Annotated in this window: 20 protein-coding genes and 1 pseudogene; 4 read left to right on the forward strand and 17 right to left on the reverse strand. The window is 58.3% G+C overall.

Going from position 1 to position 20,735, the window contains the following annotated elements; translation table 11 throughout:
• Window positions 1-301: 301 nt before the first annotated feature.
• From AC0Z8Z_RS19425 to AC0Z8Z_RS19455, 7 genes are all read right to left on the reverse strand, one after another.
• Window positions 302-1,192: an ABC transporter permease subunit gene (locus tag AC0Z8Z_RS19425; RefSeq protein WP_122622881.1), complete on the reverse strand. Its 891-nt coding sequence runs from the start codon at window positions 1,190-1,192 to the stop codon at window positions 302-304.
• On the reverse strand, window positions 1,189-2,109 hold the full coding sequence (locus AC0Z8Z_RS19430) for an ABC transporter permease subunit (protein WP_037016213.1): 921 nt from the start codon (window positions 2,107-2,109) through the stop codon (window positions 1,189-1,191). The genes AC0Z8Z_RS19425 and AC0Z8Z_RS19430 overlap by 4 nt, the downstream gene beginning before the upstream one ends.
• The gene (gene potA, locus AC0Z8Z_RS19435; protein WP_485620195.1) at window positions 2,106-3,248 is read right to left on the reverse strand and encodes a polyamine ABC transporter ATP-binding protein; all 1,143 of its coding nucleotides are present in this window, start codon (window positions 3,246-3,248) and stop codon (window positions 2,106-2,108) included. The genes AC0Z8Z_RS19430 and potA overlap by 4 nt, the downstream gene beginning before the upstream one ends.
• Window positions 3,249-3,304: 56 nt before the next feature.
• Window positions 3,305-4,399 (reverse strand): polyamine ABC transporter substrate-binding protein, encoded by a 1,095-nt coding sequence (locus tag AC0Z8Z_RS19440; RefSeq protein ID WP_485620196.1) that lies wholly within the window; start codon window positions 4,397-4,399, stop codon window positions 3,305-3,307.
• A 176-nt stretch (window positions 4,400-4,575) separates the two neighbouring features.
• Window positions 4,576-5,673 (reverse strand): polyamine ABC transporter substrate-binding protein, encoded by a 1,098-nt coding sequence (locus tag AC0Z8Z_RS19445; RefSeq protein ID WP_122533996.1) that lies wholly within the window; start codon window positions 5,671-5,673, stop codon window positions 4,576-4,578.
• A gap of 73 nt (window positions 5,674-5,746) precedes the next feature.
• On the reverse strand, window positions 5,747-7,111 hold the full coding sequence (locus tag AC0Z8Z_RS19450) for an aspartate aminotransferase family protein (RefSeq protein ID WP_485620197.1): 1,365 nt from the start codon (window positions 7,109-7,111) through the stop codon (window positions 5,747-5,749).
• A 114-nt stretch (window positions 7,112-7,225) separates the two neighbouring features.
• Window positions 7,226-8,584 carry a glutamine synthetase family protein gene (locus tag AC0Z8Z_RS19455; protein WP_037016227.1) on the reverse strand — a complete coding sequence of 453 codons (1,359 nt, stop codon included), beginning with the start codon at window positions 8,582-8,584 and terminating at the stop codon, window positions 7,226-7,228.
• A 650-nt stretch (window positions 8,585-9,234) separates the two neighbouring features.
• On the opposite strand from AC0Z8Z_RS19455, the gene AC0Z8Z_RS19460 reads away from it, so the two are divergent.
• Window positions 9,235-10,611, forward strand: coding sequence for a glutamine synthetase family protein (locus AC0Z8Z_RS19460; protein ID WP_065987362.1), 1,377 nt, complete (start codon window positions 9,235-9,237; stop codon window positions 10,609-10,611).
• Window positions 10,612-10,769: 158 nt separating this feature from the next.
• Window positions 10,770-11,408 (forward strand): TetR/AcrR family transcriptional regulator, encoded by a 639-nt coding sequence (locus tag AC0Z8Z_RS19465; RefSeq protein ID WP_485620198.1) that lies wholly within the window; start codon window positions 10,770-10,772, stop codon window positions 11,406-11,408.
• A 240-nt stretch (window positions 11,409-11,648) separates the two neighbouring features.
• Here the strand turns inward: AC0Z8Z_RS19465 and AC0Z8Z_RS19470 are convergent, their stop codons facing one another.
• From AC0Z8Z_RS19470 to AC0Z8Z_RS19495, 6 genes are all read right to left on the reverse strand, one after another.
• Window positions 11,649-11,864, reverse strand: coding sequence for a TOBE domain-containing protein (locus tag AC0Z8Z_RS19470; protein ID WP_037016233.1), 216 nt, complete (start codon window positions 11,862-11,864; stop codon window positions 11,649-11,651).
• A gap of 50 nt (window positions 11,865-11,914) precedes the next feature.
• Window positions 11,915-12,724 carry an aliphatic sulfonates ABC transporter ATP-binding protein gene (gene ssuB / locus AC0Z8Z_RS19475; protein WP_485620199.1) on the reverse strand — a complete coding sequence of 270 codons (810 nt, stop codon included), beginning with the start codon at window positions 12,722-12,724 and terminating at the stop codon, window positions 11,915-11,917.
• Complete coding sequence (gene ssuC / locus AC0Z8Z_RS19480; RefSeq protein WP_122533999.1) at window positions 12,721-13,509, reverse strand: aliphatic sulfonate ABC transporter permease SsuC; 789 nt, start codon at window positions 13,507-13,509, stop codon at window positions 12,721-12,723. Before ssuC ends, ssuB begins: the two co-directional genes overlap by 4 nt.
• Window positions 13,510-13,535: 26 nt before the next feature.
• Window positions 13,536-14,501: a sulfonate ABC transporter substrate-binding protein gene (locus AC0Z8Z_RS19485; RefSeq protein WP_485620200.1), complete on the reverse strand. Its 966-nt coding sequence runs from the start codon at window positions 14,499-14,501 to the stop codon at window positions 13,536-13,538.
• Window positions 14,502-14,890: 389 nt separating this feature from the next.
• The gene (locus AC0Z8Z_RS19490) at window positions 14,891-15,529 is read right to left on the reverse strand and encodes a peroxiredoxin (protein WP_172610393.1); all 639 of its coding nucleotides are present in this window, start codon (window positions 15,527-15,529) and stop codon (window positions 14,891-14,893) included.
• A gap of 142 nt (window positions 15,530-15,671) precedes the next feature.
• Entirely contained in the window at window positions 15,672-17,048 is a 1,377-nt protein-coding gene (locus AC0Z8Z_RS19495; RefSeq protein WP_485620201.1) for an OprD family porin, read from the reverse strand.
• A gap of 681 nt (window positions 17,049-17,729) precedes the next feature.
• Here AC0Z8Z_RS19495 and AC0Z8Z_RS19500 point away from each other — a divergent pair.
• A pseudogene (locus AC0Z8Z_RS19500) lies at window positions 17,730-17,950 on the forward strand (TauD/TfdA family dioxygenase); the annotation flags it as partial.
• A 476-nt stretch (window positions 17,951-18,426) separates the two neighbouring features.
• Here the strand turns inward: AC0Z8Z_RS19500 and AC0Z8Z_RS19505 are convergent.
• Window positions 18,427-18,867 (reverse strand): hypothetical protein, encoded by a 441-nt coding sequence (locus tag AC0Z8Z_RS19505; protein WP_485620202.1) that lies wholly within the window; start codon window positions 18,865-18,867, stop codon window positions 18,427-18,429.
• On the opposite strand from AC0Z8Z_RS19505, the gene trmL reads away from it, so the two are divergent.
• A complete protein-coding gene (gene trmL / locus AC0Z8Z_RS19510; protein ID WP_485620203.1) occupies window positions 18,866-19,321 on the forward strand; it encodes a tRNA (uridine(34)/cytosine(34)/5-carboxymethylaminomethyluridine(34)-2'-O)-methyltransferase TrmL in 456 nt (151 codons plus the stop codon). The genes AC0Z8Z_RS19505 and trmL overlap by 2 nt on opposite strands.
• A 76-nt stretch (window positions 19,322-19,397) precedes the next feature.
• On the opposite strand, the gene secB is transcribed toward trmL, so the two are convergent.
• The 3 genes from secB to AC0Z8Z_RS19525 form a co-directional block, all read right to left on the reverse strand.
• The gene (gene secB / locus AC0Z8Z_RS19515; protein WP_065987376.1) at window positions 19,398-19,892 is read right to left on the reverse strand and encodes a protein-export chaperone SecB; all 495 of its coding nucleotides are present in this window, start codon (window positions 19,890-19,892) and stop codon (window positions 19,398-19,400) included.
• 76 nt (window positions 19,893-19,968) lie between these two features.
• Window positions 19,969-20,223 carry a glutaredoxin 3 gene (gene grxC / locus AC0Z8Z_RS19520; protein WP_485620204.1) on the reverse strand — a complete coding sequence of 85 codons (255 nt, stop codon included), beginning with the start codon at window positions 20,221-20,223 and terminating at the stop codon, window positions 19,969-19,971.
• Between the two features lies 1 nt (window position 20,224).
• A complete protein-coding gene (locus AC0Z8Z_RS19525; RefSeq protein ID WP_122534010.1) occupies window positions 20,225-20,638 on the reverse strand; it encodes a rhodanese-like domain-containing protein in 414 nt (137 codons plus the stop codon).
• Between the last annotated feature and the right edge of the window lie 97 nt (window positions 20,639-20,735).

The following is a 20,735-nucleotide window of genomic DNA, read 5'->3' on the forward strand; positions in this document are numbered from 1 at the left end:
CCCGGCTGAAGCCGGTCCCACTAACAGCATCGCGTGCATCCGGTGAGACCGGCTAGAGCCCCAACCTGTGGGACCGGCTTTAGCCGGGAAGGCGTCGGGCGTTACACCGAAAATCTATAGCGCACACACCGGCCTATTCCCGGCTGAAGCCGGTCCCACTAACAGCATCGCGTGCATCCGGTGAGACCGGCTAGAGCCCCAACCTGTGGGACCGGCTTTAGCCGGGAAGGCGTAGTGCGTTACGCCGCAAATCTGTAGCGCACACACCGGCCTCTTCCCGGCTGAAGCTAGTCCTACGAGATCAAACCGATTCGACCACCTTCGCACGGCGCAGGTCCGGCTGTTTCCAACCGTCTGCCGCAGCTTCTTCGATGGCTTGCTGGATCGCGCGCTTGCGGTTGTTTTCCGCGCGGCGGCTAAAGAACCAGACCAGGAAAGTCGCAATCGACACCGCCAGCAGAATCAAACTGGCAATCGCGTTGATCTCAGGCTTCACGCCCAGGCGCACCGCCGAGAACACTTCCATCGGCAGGGTCGTCGAGCCCGGGCCGGAAACGAAGCTCGCCAGCACCAGGTCGTCCAGCGACAGTGCGAAGGACATCATCGCCCCCGCCGCCAGCGAGGGCGCGATCATCGGGATGGTAATCAGGAAGAAAACCTTCCACGGCCGGGCACCGAGGTCCATTGCTGCTTCTTCGATGGACATGTCCAGCTCACGCAGACGCGCCGACACCACCACCGCCACATACGCCGCACAGAACGTCGTGTGAGCGATCCAGATGGTGACGATGCCGCGCTCCTCGGGCCAGCCGAGCAACTGCGCCATCGCCACGAACAGCAGCAACAGCGACAGACCGGTGATCACTTCCGGCATCACCAGCGGCGCGGTGACCAGACCGCCGAAGAAGGTCTTGCCCTTGAACCGGGTGATGCGCGTCAGCACGAACGCCGCCATGGTGCCCAGCGCCACCGCCGCAATCGACGTATACAGCGCGATTTCCAGCGAGCGCATGACCGCGCTCATCAGTTGGGTGTTGTCGAGCAGGCCGACGTACCACTTTACCGACCAGCCACCCCAGACCGTCACCAGCTTGGAGGCGTTGAACGAGTAGATCACCAGAATGACCATGGGCGCGTAAATGAAGATCAGGCCCAGTACCAACATCAGGTTCGAGAATCGGAAGCCTCTCATGCCTTGCCCTCCAGCTCTTTGGCCTGACTGCGGTTGAACAGAATGATCGGCACGATGAGGATCAACAGCATCACCACCGCCAGCGACGACGCTACCGGCCAGTCACGGTTGTTGAAGAATTCCTGCCACAGCACTTTACCGATCATCAGCGTCTCGGGGCCGCCGAGCAGTTCCGGGATGACGAACTCGCCCACCACCGGAATGAACACCAGCATGCAGCCGGCGATGATGCCGTTCTTGGACAGCGGCACGGTGATTTTCCAGAAGCTGTTGAAGGTGCTCGAGCCCAGGTCCGATGCGGCTTCCAGCAGACTTTGATCGTGCTTCACCAGGTTCGCGTACAGCGGCAGGATCATGAACGGCAGATACGAATAGACCACGCCGATGTACACGGCAAGGTTGGTGTTGAGGATCTGCAACGGCTCGCTGATCACGCCCAGCCACATGAGGAAAGCGTTGAGCAGGCCGTTGTTACTGAGGATGCCCATCCACGCGTAGACGCGGATCAGGATCGCGGTCCAGGTCGGCATCATGATCAGCAGCAACAGCACCGTCTGCATCTCTTTGCGGGCGATCGAGATGCCATACGCCATCGGATAGCCGATCAACAGGCACAGCACAGTGCTGATGAACGCCATCTTCAACGAGCCGAGATACGCCGAGATGTACAGATCGTCACTGGTCAGCAGCGCGTAGTTGGCGAAGTTGAGCACGATGTCGAGCTTCTGCTCGACGTAGGTGAAGATCTCGGTATACGGCGGAATCGCTACATCGGCTTCAGCGAAGCTGATCTTGATGACGATCAGAAACGGCAGCGCGAAAAACAGGAACAGCCACAGGAACGGCACGCCGATAACGGCCTGACGCCCGGTGGGTTTTATTCGATTGAAAGCCCGTTTTATTTTTCGGATTTTCATGAGCGCAATACCACGCCGCTGTCGTCTTCCCACCAGACGAACACTTCGTCGTCCCAGGTCGGTCGCGTGCCCTGGCGTTCGGCGTTAGCGACAAACGACTGCACCAGCTTGCCCGACGGCAGCTTCACGTAGAACACCGAGTGACCGCCCAGATAGGCGATGTCGTGAACCTTACCCCGGGACCAGTTGTGCTCGAACGAAGGCTGCTCGTTGGTCACCAGCAGCTTTTCAGGACGCAGCGCATAGGTAATCCGCTTGTCTTCCACCGACGTGGTGACGCCGTGGCCGACATAGATTTTGCGTTCGAGCTCAGGGCTGCTGATCAGCGCGTGGCCTTCCATGTCTTCGATGACCTCACCGTCGAACAGGTTGACGTTGCCGATGAATTCACAGACCAGACGGCTGGTGGGCGTTTCGTAGATATCGATCGGGCTGCCGATCTGCGCGATCCAGCCCAGGTGCATGATCGCGATGCGCTCGGCCATGGTCATGGCCTCTTCCTGGTCGTGGGTCACCATCACGCAAGTCACGCCGACGCGCTCGATGATCTCCACCAGTTCCAGCTGCATCTGCGAGCGTAGCTTTTTATCCAGTGCGCCCATGGGTTCGTCGAGCAGCAGCAGCTTCGGTTTCTTCGCCAGCGAACGCGCCAGGGCCACACGCTGACGCTGACCGCCGGACAACTGATGCGGCTTGCGCTTGGCGTACTGGGTCATCTGCACCAGTTTGAGCATCTCGGCCACGCGGGCTTCGACTTCGGCCTTGGGCAATTTGTCCTGCTTGAGGCCGAAGGCGATGTTGTCCGCCACGGTCATGTGCGGAAACAGCGCGTAGGACTGGAACATCATGTTGATCGGACGTTCATACGGCGGCATGTCGGTGATGTCGACGCCGTCGAGGTAAATACGGCCTTCGGTCGGGCGTTCAAAGCCGGCGAGCATGCGCAGCAGGGTGGACTTCCCCGAGCCGGAGCCGCCGAGCAGGGCAAAGATTTCACCCTTGTTGATCTGCAGAGACACGTCGTCCACAGCAATCGTCTCATCGAACTTCTTCGTGACCCGATCGATTTTGACCAGCACCTGTTTCGGTTGCTGACCACCCTCAAGGGATTTCTTGTAGGCGCCGGAGGCAACTGCCATGGGTGAAACTCCCAACTGTTTTTGCGCCCGGCCAATGTGGCCGGGCGCCAAGGTCTTTATTTACCGGTTTTGATCTTCGTCCAGCTGCGCGTCATCACACGCTGGATCTTCGGCGGCAGCTCGGAGTTGACGTACAGGCGCGCCTGTATCTCCTTGGAAGGATAAACCGCCTCATCGTTGCGAATCTCCTGATCCATCAGCTCGCCCGAAGCCGGGTTCGGGTTGGCGTAACCCACCTGGTCGCTGACCTTGGCGATGACGTCGGGCTTGAGGACGTAGTTGATGAACGCGTGAGCGGCCTTCACGTCCGGCGCATCCGAAGGGATCGCGAGCATGTCGAACCACAGGTTGCCGCCCTCTTTCGGGATCGAGTAAGCAATCTTGACGCCCTTGCCGGCTTCTGCGGCACGGGCCTTGGCCTGGAAAACGTCACCGGAGAAACCGGCCGCGATGCAGATGTCGCCGTTGGCCAAGTCAGTGATGTACTTCGACGAGTTGAAATAGGTCACGTACGGACGGACTTTGAGCAGCTTGGCTTCAGCGGCTTTGTAGTCTTTCTCGTCGGTGCTGTTCGGGTTTTTGCCCATGTAGTTGAGGACTGCGGGCAGCATTTCGTCAGCCGAGTCGAGGAACGCGACGCCGCACTTCTGCAGCTTCTTGATGTTTTCAGGCTCGAACAGCGTGGCCCAGGAGTCGATGGTGTCGACGCCCAGCACTTCCTTGATCTTGTCGACGTTGTAGCCGATGCCGTTGGTGCCCCACAGATACGGCACGGCGTACTGGTTGCCCGGATCGTTTTTTTCCAGACGCTTGAGCAGTTCGGGGTCAAGGTTGGAATAATTGGGCAGCTGGGATTTATCGAGCTTCTGAAACGCCCCGGCCTTGATCTGTTTGCCCAGGAAGTGGTTGGACGGCACGACCACGTCATACCCGGTGTGGCCGGCCAGCAGCTTGCCTTCAAGGGTTTCGTTGGAGTCGAAGACGTCGTACTTGGTCTTGATTCCGGTGCTGGACGTGAAGTCCTCCAGCGTCGTGGTGCCGATGTAATCGGACCAGTTATAAATGCGAACGGTGGAATCCGCGTAGGCACCGGCAGCGAGTGTGAGCCCGGCGCCGAGCAGCAAGCCTTTTGAAAATAAAGAAATAGACACGTGTGCCGTCCTTTTTAGTAGGTGGGCTGTTGCCCGTACCGATGACAGTAACGACTGCCTGTGACCCATCCGGCGCGCAACTTACCTTCGATAAACCCTTCTCGCAAAAAAACTTTTTGTGACGCGGGTGTCATGACAGGTGACGTGGGTGGGGCAAGCGCCCCACCCGGTCACGCTTATTTACCCGATTTGATGTTGGTCCAGCTGCGGGTCATCAAACGCTGAGTCGCTGCCGGCAAGTCGGCGATCGCGTACAACTTGGCCAGAACGTCTGCTGGCGGGTATACGCCCGGGTCAGAGGTAATGTCCTTGTCGACGAACTCGGTTGCCGCCTTGTTGCCGTTCGGGAAGTGAACGGAGTTGGTGATTTCAGCCATCACCTTCGGTTGCAGGAGGAAGTTCATGAACTTGTAAGCGCCTTCGACGTTCTCGGCATCTTTCGGGATGGCGACCATGTCGTAGAAGCTGCCTGCACCTTCTTTCGGAATGTTGTAGCTGACTTTGACTTTGCCGCCCGCTTCTTCAGCGCGCGCCTTGGCCTGATAGATGTCACCCGAGTAACCCACGGCTACGCAGATGTTGCCGTTGGCCAGGTCCGAGATGTACTTGGACGAGTGGAAGTAGGTGATGGAAGGGCGAATCTTCTTGAACAGATCCTCGGCCTTCTGGATGTCCTCTTTCTTCTGGGTGTCGGTCGGCAGGCCCAGGTAATGCAGCGCCACTGGCAGCATTTCGGTTGGCGAGTCGAGGAAGCTGATCCCGCAGCCTTTCAGCTTGGCAGCGTTTTCCGGCTTGAACAGCAGGTCCCACGAGTTGACCGGTGCATCAGCGCCCAAAGCGGCTTTGACTTTTTCAGCGTTGTAGCCGATGCCGATCGAGCCCCACATGTACGGGAATGCGTGCTTGTTGTCCGGGTCGCTGATCGACACGGCTTTCAACAGCGCAGGGTCGAGGTTTTTATAATTTGGCAGCTTGGACTTGTCCAGCTCCTGGTAGACGCCGGCTTTGATTTGCTTGGCCAAAAAGTTGTTCGACGGAACGACGATGTCGTAACCCGATTTCCCCGCCAGCAGCTTGGCTTCCAGGGTCTCGTTGCTGTCGAACACGTCGTAGACCACTTTGATGCCCGACTCTTTCTCGAAGTCGGCGATGGTGTTTGGTGCGATGTAATCGGACCAGTTATAGACGTGGAGGACTTTGTCATCGGCCTGTGCAGCGGCGGCCACTGCGCCCATGAGGGACAAGGCCAGGAGGGTTTTGCCAAATTTCTTCATTCGTACGGCTCCAGTGTTTTTTATGTAAGCGGCGTCTAGACGGCGGACAGTCTGGCAATTTCCCGGTAAAAATTCAGCCCTGCAATGACTCAAGCGTCAGGTCCAGGCACTTGCGCGCCTTTTCAATCAACTCGTCGATCTCGGCGAAGGTAATCACCAGCGGCGGCGAGATGATCATGGTGTCGCCCACGGCCCGCATGATCAGGCCATTGTTAAAGCAAAAAGTGCGGCAAATCATGCCTGCGCCTTTGCCGACATAACGCTCGCGAGTGGCCTTGTCTTTCACCAGTTCGATTGCGCCCAGCATGCCGACGCCCCGCACTTCACCCACCAGCGGGTGATCGCTCAGCTCGCGCAGACGCTTTTGCAAATAGGGTGCCGTTTCGGACTTCACCCGTTCGACGATTTTTTCTTCGCTCAGAATGCGAATGTTCTCCAGACCCACTGCTGCCGCCACCGGGTGACCGGAGTAGGTAAAGCCGTGGTTGAAGTCGCCGCCCTCGTTCAGCACCCTGACCACCTCGTCGCGCACGATGACGCCGCCCATGGGTATGTAGCCCGAGGTCAGGCCCTTGGCAATGGTCATGAGGTCAGGCTTGAGGTCGTAGAAGTCGCTGCCGAACCATTCGCCGGTACGGCCAAAGCCACAGATCACTTCATCGGCCACAAAGAGGATGTCGTACTTGGCGAGGATCTCTTTGATCTTCGGCCAGTAGGTATCCGGCGGCACGATCACGCCGCCAGCACCCTGGATCGGCTCGGCGATAAACGCGCCGACGTTGTCTACGCCCAGTTCGAGAATCTTCTTCTCCAGCTGTTCGGCCGCCCAGACGCCGAACTCGTCGGGGGTCATGTCCCCGCCTTCACCAAACCAGTACGGCTGCGGAATGTGCACGATGCCCGGAATCGGCAAATCGCCCTGCTCGTGCATGTAGGTCATGCCGCCCAGGCTCGCGCCAGCGACGGTCGAACCGTGGTAACCGTTGACGCGGCTGATGATGACTTTCTTGCTTGGCTGGCCTTTGATCGCCCAGTAATGGCGAACCAGGCGCAGCACCGTGTCGTTGCCTTCGGAGCCTGAACCGGTGAAGAACACGTGGTTCATGCCCTCGGGGGCAATGTCGGAAATGGCCTTGGCCAGTTGAAGTGCCGGCGGGTGAGCGGTCTGGAAGAACAGGTTGTAGTAAGGCAGCTCGCGCATCTGCTTGCTGGCAGCGTCGGCCAGTTCTTCACGACCATAACCGATGGCGACGCACCAGAGCCCGGCCATGCCGTCGAGGATCTTGTTGCCTTCGCTGTCCCAGAGATAAACGCCCTTGGCGTGGGTGATGATGCGCGGGCCTTTCTCTTTCAACTGCTTGAAATCGCTGAACGGCGCCAGGTGATGATCACTGCTGAGGGCTTGCCATTCGCGGGTTTGCTGGTTGTTGGAACTCATGAATCACTCCATTGTGGTATCGCGTGTGGGGCGCCGTCGATTCGCTCGTGATTCGCTCGTGATTCGCTCGTGATCCACTCGGATCTGGCTCGGATTCGGCGACGCCCCGTGACGTCAGACGGCAAAGAGCAGGAATTCCCGCTCCCAGGAACTGATCACACGCTTGAAGTTTTCGTGCTCGGCGCGCTTGACCGCGACGTAGCCGGTGATGAATTTCTTGCCGAGGTATTTTTCGACCGTCTTGCTGTTTTCCATGCGTTCCAGCGCGTCTTCGATGGTCAACGGCAGGCGCAGGTTGCGACGCTCGTAACCACGGCCGACCACAGGGGCACTGGGGTTCAGGCCCTCGACCATGCCAATGAAACCGCACAACAGGCTGGCGGCGATGGCCAGATACGGGTTGGCATCGGCGCCAGGCAGGCGGTTTTCCACGCGGCGGTTCTGCGGACCGGCATCCGGTACGCGCAGGCCAACGGTGCGGTTTTCTTCGCCCCACTCCACGTTAACCGGCGCCGAGGTGTCCGGAAGGAAGCGGCGGAACGAGTTGACGTTGGGCGCGAACAGCGGCAACAGCTCTGGGATCAGCTTTTGCAGGCCGCCGATGTGTTGCAGGAACAGCTGGCTCATCGTGCCGTCTTCATTGGAGAAGATGTTCTTGCCGGTCTCGATGTCGATGATGCTCTGGTGCAGGTGCATGGCGCTGCCGGGCTCGCCGGTCATGGGCTTGGCCATGAAGGTCGCGGCCACATCGTGCTTGAGGGCGGCTTCGCGCATGGTGCGCTTGAACACCAGAATCTGATCCGCCAGCGAAAGCGCGTCACCGTGACGGAAGTTGATCTCCATCTGCGCGGTGCCGTCTTCGTGAATCAGCGTGTCCAGGTCGAGGTTCTGCAGTTCGCACCAGTCGTAGACGTCTTCGAACAGCGGGTCGAATTCGTTGGCGGCTTCGATGGAGAACGACTGACGACCGGTTTCCGGACGCCCTGAGCGCCCCACTGGTGGCTGCAGCGGGTAATCGGGATCGTCGCTGCGCTTGGTCAGATAGAACTCCATCTCCGGCGCAACAATCGGTTGCCAGCCTTGATCGGCATAGAGCTTGAGGACTTTCTTGAGGACGTTGCGCGGGGACAGCTCGATGGGGTTGCCTTGCTTGTCGTAGGTGTCGTGAATCACCTGCGCAGTCGGCTCGATGGCCCAGGGCACCAGAAACACCGCGCTCTGGTCAGGACGGCAGAACATGTCGATGTCTGCAGGGTCCAGCAATTCGTAGTAGATATCGTCTTCGACGTAATCGCCCGTCACGGTCTGGAGCAGTACGCTTTCCGGCAAGCGCATGCCTTTTTCAGCGATGAACTTGTTGGTCGGTGAAATCTTGCCCCGCGTGATACCGGTGAGGTCGGCGATCATGCATTCGACTTCGGTAATCCTGTGTTCTTTCAACCAATCGGTGAGCTGGTCGAGGTTGGTACTCATAAATACCTCAGGGTTTTAATTCCTGGTCGCCGTCATGGCGGTCAGGCGTTCTTTGAAGCGCTGGCGTTACGGTGCCGCATTTTGAATCAAGGCATCGCCAAATGCGGGAAGACTCAAAGATAGTCGTGCTTGTGCGAAACGCGCGGCGGAAGATGCCGCAGACAGCCGGGGCCGGGTACGACAGCCGAAGCAAAAGACGCGCCCGCTGGAACCGCTGCGTGGATAAAGAGTAAGGTGTCGAGGTGCCACGCAGAGGCATGGGCAGTGCACGGCGCCCTGGCTGGGCCGCTACACTTAACGCGTGTGGTATGAAAAGCAGGTGCCCGAATGGCTGAGTGCAGGCGGTGAGGCCGATCAGCGGAAGGCGAAACATGAGACCCCCGGTATTATTGCTGTTATGGGTTGCAATCGAGCTTAGCGTTGTTCATTTTTTTCCACAACACGCCCGTAAAAAATAAAACACGCCCTGCTCAAACCCGCAGTTTGCATTACGTTAGGTGCCTAACATTTGCCCTAAAGTGCGGCGAAAATGGCTTTTTGGCGCCCTTTTAGGGCAAAACAGGGCTCCCTTGACTTCGTCTGGCCTTTCGGATTGACTGAAACCCGTAATGCTCGATGATTGATATTTTCAACAACAAAGGTGTTGCATCATGTCGGTACCCCCGCGTGCCGTTCAGCTCAACGAAGCGAACGCGTTCCTTAAGGAACATCCTGAGGTTCTATACGTTGACCTTCTGATTGCAGATATGAATGGAGTGGTGCGTGGCAAGCGCATCGAACGCACCAGCCTTCATAAGGTTTACGAGAAAGGCATCAACCTCCCAGCTTCCCTATTCGCACTGGATATCAACGGCTCGACGGTGGAAAGCACCGGTCTGGGTCTGGACATCGGTGACGCTGACCGAATCTGCTATCCAATCCCCGACACTCTCTGCAATGAGCCCTGGCAGAAGCGTCCTACCGCACAACTCCTGATGACCATGCACGAGCTGGAAGGCACGCCTTTCTTCGCGGATCCGCGTGAAGTGCTGCGCCAGGTTGTCAGCAAGTTCGACGAGATGGGCCTGACCATCTGCGCTGCATTCGAGCTTGAGTTCTACCTGATCGATCAGGAAAACGTGAACGGTCGTCCGCAACCGCCGCGCTCACCGATCTCCGGCAAACGTCCACATTCGACACAGGTCTACCTGATCGACGATCTGGACGAGTACGTCGACTGCCTCCAGGACATTCTGGAAGGTGCAAAAGAGCAAGGCATTCCCGCCGACGCGATCGTCAAGGAAAGTGCCCCGGCGCAGTTCGAAGTGAACCTGCACCACACCGCCGACGCGCTGAAAGCCTGTGATTACGCGGTCCTGCTCAAACGCCTGATCAAGAACATCGCCTACGACCATGAGATGGACACCACCTTCATGGCCAAGCCTTATCCGGGCCAGGCAGGTAACGGTCTGCACGTGCACATTTCGATCCTGGATCGTGATGGCAAAAACATCTTCACCAGTGAGGATCCCGAGCAGAACGCCGCATTGCGTCATGCGATCGGCGGTGTGCTCGAGACCCTACCCGCGCAGATGGCGTTCCTTTGCCCGAACGTCAATTCGTACCGTCGGTTTGGTGCTCAGTTCTACGTTCCGAACTCGCCGTGCTGGGGTCTGGATAACCGGACCGTGGCCGTACGCGTACCGACCGGTACCGCCGATTCGGTGCGTATCGAGCACCGGGTTGCCGGTGCGGATGCCAATCCGTATCTGCTGATGGCATCGGTACTGGCAGGCATTCACCACGGCCTGACCAACCAGATCGAGCCCGGTCCGCCCGTGGAAGGCAACTCCTACGAGCAGAACGAGCAAAGCCTGCCGAACAACCTGCGTGATGCACTGCGCGAGCTGGACGACAGCGAAGTCATGGCCAAGTACATCGATCCGAAGTACATCGATATCTTTGTTGCGTGCAAGGAAAGTGAGCTGGAGGAGTTCGAGCACTCCATCTCCGACCTTGAATACAACTGGTACCTGCACACGGTTTGATGGCTGCAAGGTCAAGAAAACGCCACCTTTTCGAGAGAATTGGTGGCGTTTTTTCATTCATGAGCTGCGCGGACACCCTGTGGGACCGGCTTCAGCCGCGAAGGCAATCTCGCGGCTGCCACTGTAGAATGCCGGCGGCCCCGACCGAGAGAGCACTGATGACCCGCCTTGCCCCACCCCGCAAACCTCGTGCACGCAGCCAGGCGCGGATCGACTCAATCCTTGATGCCGCACGTGCGCTGCTGGCCTCGGACGGCGTGGCTAGCCTCTCCATCTACAGCGTCGCCGAACGGGCCGAGATCCCGCCTTCCTCGGTCTATCACTTCTTCGCCAGCGTTCCCGCGCTGCTCGAAGCGCTCACGGCCGATGTTCACGAAGCCTTTCGCGAAAGCCTGCAGCAGCCCATCGATCATGATCAGTTAAATCAGTGGCGTGACCTGTCCCACGTAGTGGAATCGCGCATGCTCGCGATCTACAGCGACGACGCTGCCGCGCGGCAGTTGATCCTCGCCCAACACGGTTTGACCGAAGTCACTCAGGCGGATCGTCAACACGACATTGAACTGGGCAACCTCATGCATGAGCTGTTCGCCCGGCATTTCCAACTGCCGACGCTGCCCGATGATGTTGAGGTGTTTGCCCTGGCGCTGGAACTTGCGGATCGGGTGTACGCGCGATCGGTGCAATTGCACCACGCGATTACCCCGCGCATGGCCGAGGAAGGGTTGCGTGTGTTTGATGCGTATCTTGGGTTGTACCTGCCGCCGTATTTGCCGAAGCGCGCGATCGAGCAATAACGCAGGTCAGTTGTGGGGGCGCCACCCCGGTCACTCCCACAAGTCCTCGACCAGCCCGAAGCCCGAGTCAGACGCTAAACCTGTGGGAGCGAGCTTGCTCGCGAAAGCATTCTGTCAGACAGCCTGACTCTTACTGACCCACCGCATTCGTGAGCAAGCTCTCTCCCACAGGTCCTCAATCAGCCCGAAGTCCGAGTCAGACGCTGGCGTTGTGGGAGATCGCTTGCGATTCAGCATCGATCACAACTTGGCGATCGACACCTCGGTAGATTTCACGAAGGCGATCACTTCGCTGCCAACCACCAGTTCCAGCTCTTTGACGGAGCGAGTGGTGATAACGGAAGTGACGACGCCCGACGCGGTCTGCACGTCGATCTCGGACAGCACGTCGCCGGTGACGATTTCCTTGATGGTGCCTTTGAACTGGTTACGCACGTTGATGGCTTTGATAGTCATGGTAAGGCTTCCTTAGTGAGATCAGCTCCGGGGCAAGATTGCCTCTGGAGTTAGTTGGCCCAGCGCAGTTGCGTGGGCAGCGGTGAAGTCGGTTCGGGTTCGGGCGGGTTGCCTGGCAGCGACAACACGCGGTTGAGCACTTCGGTTTCCAGCGCGGCGAGTTGGTAGGAGCCCCGCGCCCTCGGACGGGCCAGATCCACCTGTAAATCAAGCCCGATACGGCCCTCTTCGATCAGCAAGACCCGGTCGGCAATAGCGACTGCCTCGCTGACGTCGTGGGTTACCAGCAATACGGTGAAGCCGTGCTTCTTCCACAGGTTCTCAATCAGCTGCTGCATCTCGATTCGGGTCAAGGCATCCAGCGCGCCAAGGGGCTCGTCGAGCAGCAACAGGCGCGGCTGGTGAATCAGCGCACGCGCCAGCGCCACACGTTGTTTCTGACCACCTGACAATGCCGCCGGCCATTCATTGGCGCGCTCGGCCAGGCCCACGGATTCCAGCGCTTCCAGCGCTTTGCCACGCCAGTCGCCGCTGAGGCCAAGGCCGACGTTGTCGATGATCTTTTTCCAGGGCAGCAAACGCGCTTCCTGGAACATCAGTCGCGTGTCTTCGCGCGCATCCGCCAGCGAGCCGTTACCGGCGAGCAGTTGGCCGCTCGACGGTTGATCAAGGCCCGCCAGCAGGCGCAGTAACGTGCTCTTGCCGCAGCCGCTTCGGCCCACGACCGCCACGAACTGGCCGGCCGGGATGTGCAGATCGATATCTTTCAAGACTTCCCGCGAGCCGAAGGTCTTCTTCAGCTTGCGGACCTGCAAGGGGATCCCGCGCAAGAGGTTTGCCGGTTGTTGAAGATTGCTCATTGCGCGCCACCTTTAGCCACTTGATACGCCGGGTGCCAACGCAGGCAGACCCGTTCCAGACCACGCGCCGCGAGGTCTGCCAGTTTACCGAGTACGGCGTATAGGACGATCGCCAGTACCACGACATCGGTCTGCAGAAATTCTCGAGCATTCATCGCCAGATACCCGATGCCGGAGCTGGCCGAGATGGTTTCCGCAACGATCAGCGTCAACCACATGAAGCCCAGCGCAAACCGCACGCCGACCAGAATCGAAGGCATCGCGCCCGGCAGAATCACGTGGCGGAACAGTCCGAAGCCGCTCAAGCCGTAGCTGCGGGACATTTCCACCAGCGCCGGATCGATATTGCGAATGCCGTGATACGTGTTCAGGTAAATCGGGAACAGCGTGCCCAGCGCGACCAGAAATATCTTCGCGGTCTCGTCGATGCCGAACCACAGGATGACCAGCGGAATCAGCGCCAGGTGCGGCACGTTGCGGATCATCTGCACAGAGCTGTCGAGCAGGCGTTCGCCCCATTTCGACAGCCCGGTGATGAAGCCGAGCGCCAGGCCGATCCCTCCACCGATGGCGAAGCCGATCCCGGCACGCCAGCCACTGATTGCCAGATGGGTCCAGATTTCGCCGCTGCGCACCAGCGTGACGCCGGCCTCAATCACTGCGCTCGGGGCTGGCAGAATGCGGGTAGACAGCCAGCCTGCGCTGACCGCCAGTTGCCATATCGCCAGCAGCAGGACCGGTAGCAACCAAGGCGCCAGTCTGTGGGTAATTCTTTCCACGCTCATGGAGTTGTCTCCTTCCAATGCCGGGCTTACTGGGCTTTCGCGACAGCAGCGGGTGGCGTCCAGATCACATCAGCGATGCGCAACGGTTTAGGGATCAGCTTGAGCTGGTAGAAGGTGTCGGCGATTTTCTGCTGCGCGGTGACGGTTTCGGGCGTGATGAACGAGGCGCCGTAGCCCTGACGTTTCACCGCCGTGCGCGTGATGTCTTCGGGCAGGCCGAGCAGCGGCGCGACCTGTTTGGTCACTTCCTCCGGGTTGGCCTTGGACCATTCGCCGACGGCGCGCACTTCTTCAACCAGGGTCTGGATCACCTTGGGATGCTGCTGCGCATAGGGTTTGGTCGCCAGGTAGAACTGATTGTTGTCGACGATGCCTGTGCCGTCGCGCAGGGTTTTGGCCTGCAGCTGCTGCTCGGCGGCGGCCTGGTACGGATCCCAGATCACCCAGGCATCGACGCTGCCGCGCTCAAAGGCTGCACGGGCATCGGCGGGCGGCAGAAATACAGTCTGGATGTCGGTGTACTTCAGGCCAGCATCTTCCAGTGCCCGCACCAACAGGTAGTGCACGTTGGAGCCTTTGTTAAGGACGACTTTCTTGCCTTTGAGGTCTTTGACCGAACTAATCGGCGAATCCTTGGGCACCAGAATCGCTTCGCTGGTGGGCGCAGGCGGTTCGGAGGCGACGTACAGCAGATCAGCGCCAGCGGCCTGGGCAAACACAGGCGGGGTTTCGCCCGTCACACCGAAGTCGATCGAGCCCACGTTCAGGCCTTCAAGCAACTGCGGGCCACCGGGAAATTCGGTCCACTGGACCTGCACGCCTTGATCGGCGAGCTTCTTCTCGAGCGAGCCTTTTGCCTTGAGCAGCACCAGCGTGCCGTATTTCTGGTAACCGATGCGCAATGTATCGGCCTGGGCCTGAGTAAGGGCGCCGAAGGAAACCGCCGCAGCAAACAGAGCGACCAGGCCTCGACGCAAAATAACGGTGCCCATGGCACGCTCCTTTGGTGTGTAGCTAAGAGGTGGCACCTGCTCGTCCGATGGCGGACCAGTAAGGCAGAAAGGGATTCATGGCCGGCGATCTCGCCAGGACGGAGAGACCATAACAGGGGATAGTTATTCTCTAAAATCATATTTATTCATTTGGTTAGCACCAAAAGGAATATGCGTAGGTAGCTTGTACTCTGAGTGCAAATGGAATTGTGGGAGCGAGCTTGCTCGCGAAGACTGGCTTTCATTCTCCAGAGAAAGTGGCTGCATGCCCCGGCCCCTTCGTGAGCAAGCTCACTCCCACATAGGTGGGAATTCCTTCGTGGATGGCGTTTACAGCACAAAAAAAAGGCCGATAAATCGGCCCGAATGTCATGGTTGAAACGGGTATATCAGCGGTTCGGCTGTGGCGTCAGGCGCAGGTACGGCGTGACGGCTGTATAGCCTTTAGGGAAGCGTTCCTTGATCTCCGCTTCATCCTTGATAGACGGCACGATGACGACGTCTTCGCCATCCTTCCAGTTCGCCGGCGTCGCGACTTTATAGTTGTCGGTCAGCTGCAAGGAATCGATCACCCGGAGGATCTCGTGGAAGTTACGCCCAGTGCTGGCCGGGTAGGTGATCGTCAGGCGGACCTTCTTGTTCGGATCGATCACGAACAGCGAGCGGACCGTCAGGGTTTCGCTGGCATTGGGGTGAATCAGGTCATAGAGCTCGGAAACCTTGCGATCTTCGTCTGCCAGGATCGGGAAGTTCACAAGGGTGTTCTGTGTGGTGTTGATGTCGCCGATCCACTTGGTGTGGGATTCGGCCGAGTCCACGGACAGGGCAATCGCCTTGACGTTGCGCTTGTCGAATTCGTCTTTCAGTTTTGCGGTGAAGCCCAGCTCGGTGGTGCAGACAGGCGTGAAGTCGGCGGGGTGCGAAAACAACACCGCCCATTTGCCATCCAGCCATTCGTGAAACCTGATCGGTCCTTCGCTGGAGTCCTGTTCGAAGTCGGGTGCGATGTCGCCGAGTTTAAGGCCCATACGTTGGTGCTCCTTGGTGATGATTCATCGGTTTACTGTGCATTCCAGCATCTGAAAGCAAAAGGAACGATTCGTGCTGAATGGCATTGATTCAGGCATAAAAAAGCCCCGCCGAAGCGGGGCTCTTTTCAACACATCACGCTTATTTGAAGGCGTAGGTGTAGTTGAGGACCAGACGGGTCTGGTCGGTGTCTTGCTGGCTAGCGTACAGATCGGAATCAGAACGCAGGCTGGCACGACGGAGGGTCACGCCGAAGCCTTTCATGAAGCCGTCCTGGAACACGTAGTCGATACGCATGTCACGTTCCCACTCCGAACCACGACCCAGCGCAGCATTCTGCAGGCGAATCTGGTCGCCCTTCAGGTAAGCAACGGCCGCTTTCAAACCTGGAACGCCCAGGCGTGCAAAGTCGTACGAGTACTGACCGAACTTGGTCTTCTCACCGGTGCGGGTGAAGTTGGTGATCATGCTGTCGGTGAACAGGTAAACGCTGTTACCGCCTTCGCCTTCGTTGCGACCGCGGCTATCGACGACGCTGCCGTTGTTGATGATCGGCATGGCGCCGTCGTCACTGACAGACTGGTAGCCCAACAGGAATGCGTTGCCACCCAGGGTGTAGGTGAACATCGCGGTCCAGGTGTTGTTGTCGACTTCACCGTTGTCGCTGTAGCCGTTGTTGTTGAACTTGTAACCGGTGTTGGCGGTTTGGCCGTTCTTGCCATCGGAGGTGCTGTGGAAGTAGCGCAAGTCAGTCTTGAACGACTGGTCTTCAGCGATCGGCAGGACGTGTACCAGGCCGAGGAACTGTTGCTTGTAATAATCTTCCAGGTTGGCGTAGTAGTACTGAACGGTCAGGTCTTTGGTGACCTTGTAATCGCCGCCAGCGAACTGGAAGTTATTGGAACCTTTGGTGCCACCACCCAGAGACAGGTCATCATAGTTGGTGGACGCACGACCGGCAGCCTTGGTCAATTTACCCGCTGTCAGCGTCAGGCCGTCGATTTCCTTGGACGTGACGATGCCACCTTCGAAGGTTTGCGGCAGCAGACGACCGTCGTTCGATACGAGGATTGGCAGGTTAGGCTGTAGGGCGTTACCGACTTTAAGCTCGGTCTTGGACAGCTTGACCTTGGCGTTCGCACCTGCACGCGCCCAGTCAGCCACCGGCGTACCGTCAGTGGATGTCGGAGAGACGGTGTTCGCAGTGCTGCCGTCGGCGGCACGGTTGTCGATACCACCGCTCAAGTTGATGCCGTACATGCCTTGAACGTCGAGACCGAAACCAACGGTACCCGGGGTGTAGCCCGAGATGAAGTTGAACAGGAAACCCTGGGTGGTCTGACGCTGATCCTGACCTTTGAGAGTACCGCTAGCGTTACGGTTCTCACGCGGATCTTGTTCGAAGTACAACGTACGGGAACTGAGTGTCGCTTTGCTGTCATCCAGGAAACCGGCTGCACCAGCCTGAGTAGCCAAGACACCTGCGTATACGGCCAAGGCCAGGGTGGACTTCTTCATTGTGTATCGCTCCTCGTGAATCTAATTTTTGTAGTTCCCGGGCCCGAGCCTAAGGCTCAAAACCGAGGATGCGCGATTAGCGCCGGACCTGACTCGGCGAGTCAATGGCCCCAAGACTAATTGACTAGACCGCGTTACAGCTGGCTGCAAGGTAAGGTAGATCCTTTAAACCTAAAAAGACTTGTTAGACCTGCTTTTATGCCAAGCAGTTATATGTCACAAGCCGTTTCAGCCGTCCGTTGCGGAGTGTATCGGCCCTAATCCCTAATTCCCAAAACATATTTCAGTGCCGTTCGTCAGATCGATAGGTTTGGGCGGGTCGTACAACAGGAACTTGACCGGCAAGTCACGGTCGGCCTGCGAAACCAGGTGAGAATTGTCGCTCCAACCTGCTGAAATACATGAGATTTCTTCGCCGCTAGCCGCATTCATTGCAGTTGTCACCCTGCCTTTCGTCTGTTTCCGAACGACGCAGGGCGAAAAGCTCATTCGCGACACAGCCCCCGTTAAACTCGTCGCCTCAACCGTGCAGTCATCCCACATCAGCCTGTTAAAAATGCGCCATCCCTGCGGAGACATCGTTTAGCGGGCGTCGCGATCGTATTTACAAATTGTGACGTTTAGATGAACTGTCTAGCGGAACAGTGCTTTTTGTTCTGGGCTTTTGGAGCTGTCGAGCACACATGGACCTTGGAGCGGTTTGGCAACACCACTGAAGACCTCGCGCACTGGGAGGAGACCCGCCGGAAGAACCCGCCGCTGTCGCATCCAGTCATTCGTACGCACCCGGTCAGCGGCCGCAAGGCGTTGTTCGTCAACGAGGGTTCACCACGCGGATCAATGAACTGGAAGCTGCCGAGAGTGAGGCCATTTTGAAATTGCTGTTCACCCATGGCACGCAATGTTTTCAGTGGGACCGGCTTCAGCCGGGAAGAGGCCGCTAGATGCGCTGTAGATTTGCGGCGTGACACCTGACGCCTTCCCGGCTAAAGCCGGTCCCACAAATTTGAGGGTCAGCGAGCCCATTGCATGCACGCAACGCTTTCAGTAGGACCGGCTTCAGCCGGGAAGAAGCCGGTAGGTGTGCTGTAGACTTGTCGCCGCTTTAGGGCGTGCATCACTTTGGTTACTCAGCACGGGTAAATGCGCGAATAGCGTGCAAAAACGCTCACTAAACGGCCAAGTCCGAAAGCCGAGTTGAATCTCAGCTCGATGTAAGCAGTGAAGTCGCTCGGTCTACAAGGCCCTAAACCCGTCTCCTGCAGGACATTACGAATATTCCTACAGACATTTCCCAAAACTGGCACGCACGCTGCAATACGTTATACATCACCAGTTTTGGGGACCTTGGTACAGGCAGGCCGGGGATTCCCCTCTTTTATTCCTCCCGGAGACTGACCTCCAGTCTCCAGCGCCCGTCCTGGGTTGCACCGCGCCAGTCGCCGTGCAGAGGACGGGCCGCCAGCAAGTTCAGCAACAACCCCTTGTCACTCCGTTGCACCCTCCAGCGCACATCTTTGCCGTTGAGCTTCAGCTCGCCTTTCTGCGCCTGACCCTGGGCGTTAAACAGCAACGCCACCGCGCCATCGATGTGTTCGCCATGGAGCTGCGGCTCACGGTTAAACCACACGGCAACGCCATCCGGCAGCACCTCAATGGTTTGCAGCTGGACAGGATCCGGGGTTGTCACGCGGCCGATCATCAGACCGACCATCACACCAACAATCGCCACCGAGCCCAGAAACTTGGGCCACAGCTTCGGTCTGGGGTCTTCTTCAGGGGTAGAATGCATCCCGTCCTTTCGTTCGGAGCCGTGCATGTTTCACGTGATCCTTTTTCAACCAGAAATTCCGCCGAATACCGGCAACATCATCAGGCTCTGCGCCAACAGCGGCTGCAGCCTGCATTTGATCGAGCCGCTGGGTTTCGAGCTGGATGACAAGCGCCTGCGTCGAGCCGGCCTTGATTACCACGAATACGCCACGCTGCATCGTCACGCCGACCTGCCAAGTTGCCTTGAAACCATCGGCCAGCCTCGGCTGTTTGCTTTTACCACAAAGGGCTCGCGGGTTTTTCACGATGCGCAATTCGAGGAGGGTGATGCCTTCCTCTTCGGCCCGGAAAGCCGGGGCCTGCCACCGGAGGTGCTGGACCTGCTGTCGAGCGACCAACGCCTGCGCCTGCCCATGCGCGAAGGCTGCCGCAGCCTGAATCTCTCGAATACTGTCGCAGTGGCAGTGTATGAGGGCTGGCGGCAGTTGGGGTTCAAGTAGCCAACCCGCAGCACCGTCGAATGCCGCCCACAAAAAAGCGCCCATCACGGGCGCTTTTTTATTGCAGCGACAGCGCTTACTGAACGGTAGGCGTTGGCGTTTCGCCGCTTTCCTGCATGCGTTGCAGTTCTTGCGCGTACAGGGCGTCGAAGTTCACCGGGGCCAGCATCAGCGCAGGGAACGAACCACGGACAACCAGGCTGTCGATGGTTTCGCGAGCGTACGGGAAAAGGATGTTCGGGCAGAACGCGCCCAGGGTATGACTCATCGAGCTGGCATCCAGGCCCTTGATCAGGAAGATACCGGCTTGCTGCACTTCAGCGATGAAGGCGATTTCTTCGCCGTTCTTCACTTCGACCGACAGGGTCAGCACGACTTCGTAGAAGTCATTTTCCAGCTGCTTCTGGCGGGTGTTCAGGTCCAGGCTGACGCTCGGGGTCCATTCCTGACGGAAGATCGCCGGGCTTTTTGGCGCTTCGAACGACAGGTCGCGGACGTAGATGCGTTGCAGGGAAAACTGCGGTGCTTCTTCTTCGTTGGAAATGGCGCCGTTATTCGGTTGATCAGTCATCTCAAATCCTTACATTGAGGTCTTGTAGGCTTCCGGGCTGTGCAAAAAACCATCGTTTCCACATTCCGGTTCGAATTCAGGCGCTCAGCAGCTTATCCAGCTTGCCGGCGCGCTCCAGCGCGAACAGGTCATCGCAACCGCCCACATGGACCGAGCCGATCCATATCTGCGGAACCGAGGTACGCCCGGATTTCTTGGTCATTTCAGCACGAACCTGTGGCTTGCCGTCGACCTTGATCTCTTGGAAGCCGACACCCTTGCCCGCCAGCAGCGACTTGGCGCGGGAGCAATAAGGGCAATAATCGCTGGAGTAGACGACGACGTCGGTCATTTCACTTCACCAGCGGCAGGTTGTCACCGCGCCACGACGAGATACCACCGGACAGCTTGGCGGCATTGAAGCCCACCTTCAGCAGTTCGCGGGCGGTATGGCCGGCGTGCTGGCCAGCGGCGTCGACGATGATCAGGGTTTTAGGCTTGAATTTCTCGAGCTCCGCCGTGCGGGTCAGGATTTTGTCCTGGGGGAAATTCACGGCGCCGACGATGTGGCCGGCGGTGAAGTCTTTCTTGGCGCGGACATCGATGACAACGGCTTCATCGCGGTTAACCAAAGCGGTCAATTCGCCAGTGCTCAGGCTGCGGCCGCCTTTGCTAAGCTCGGTTGCGATCAGCAGGCCCAGCAGGATGACGAAAGCACCCGTCAGCAAATAGTGATTCGTGGCAAATTCAATCAGGTGAGCAACCATCATCGGGTTCCAGGGCGTTAAAATGTCGGCCAGTATACACAGCCCCCAAGGTGGGCCAAAGCCCGTACGGCAGTGACGTCGTTTAGCTTGTTGCTGA

It is taken from the genome of Pseudomonas sp. 1L-C-7-B-C1, assembly GCF_057291635.1.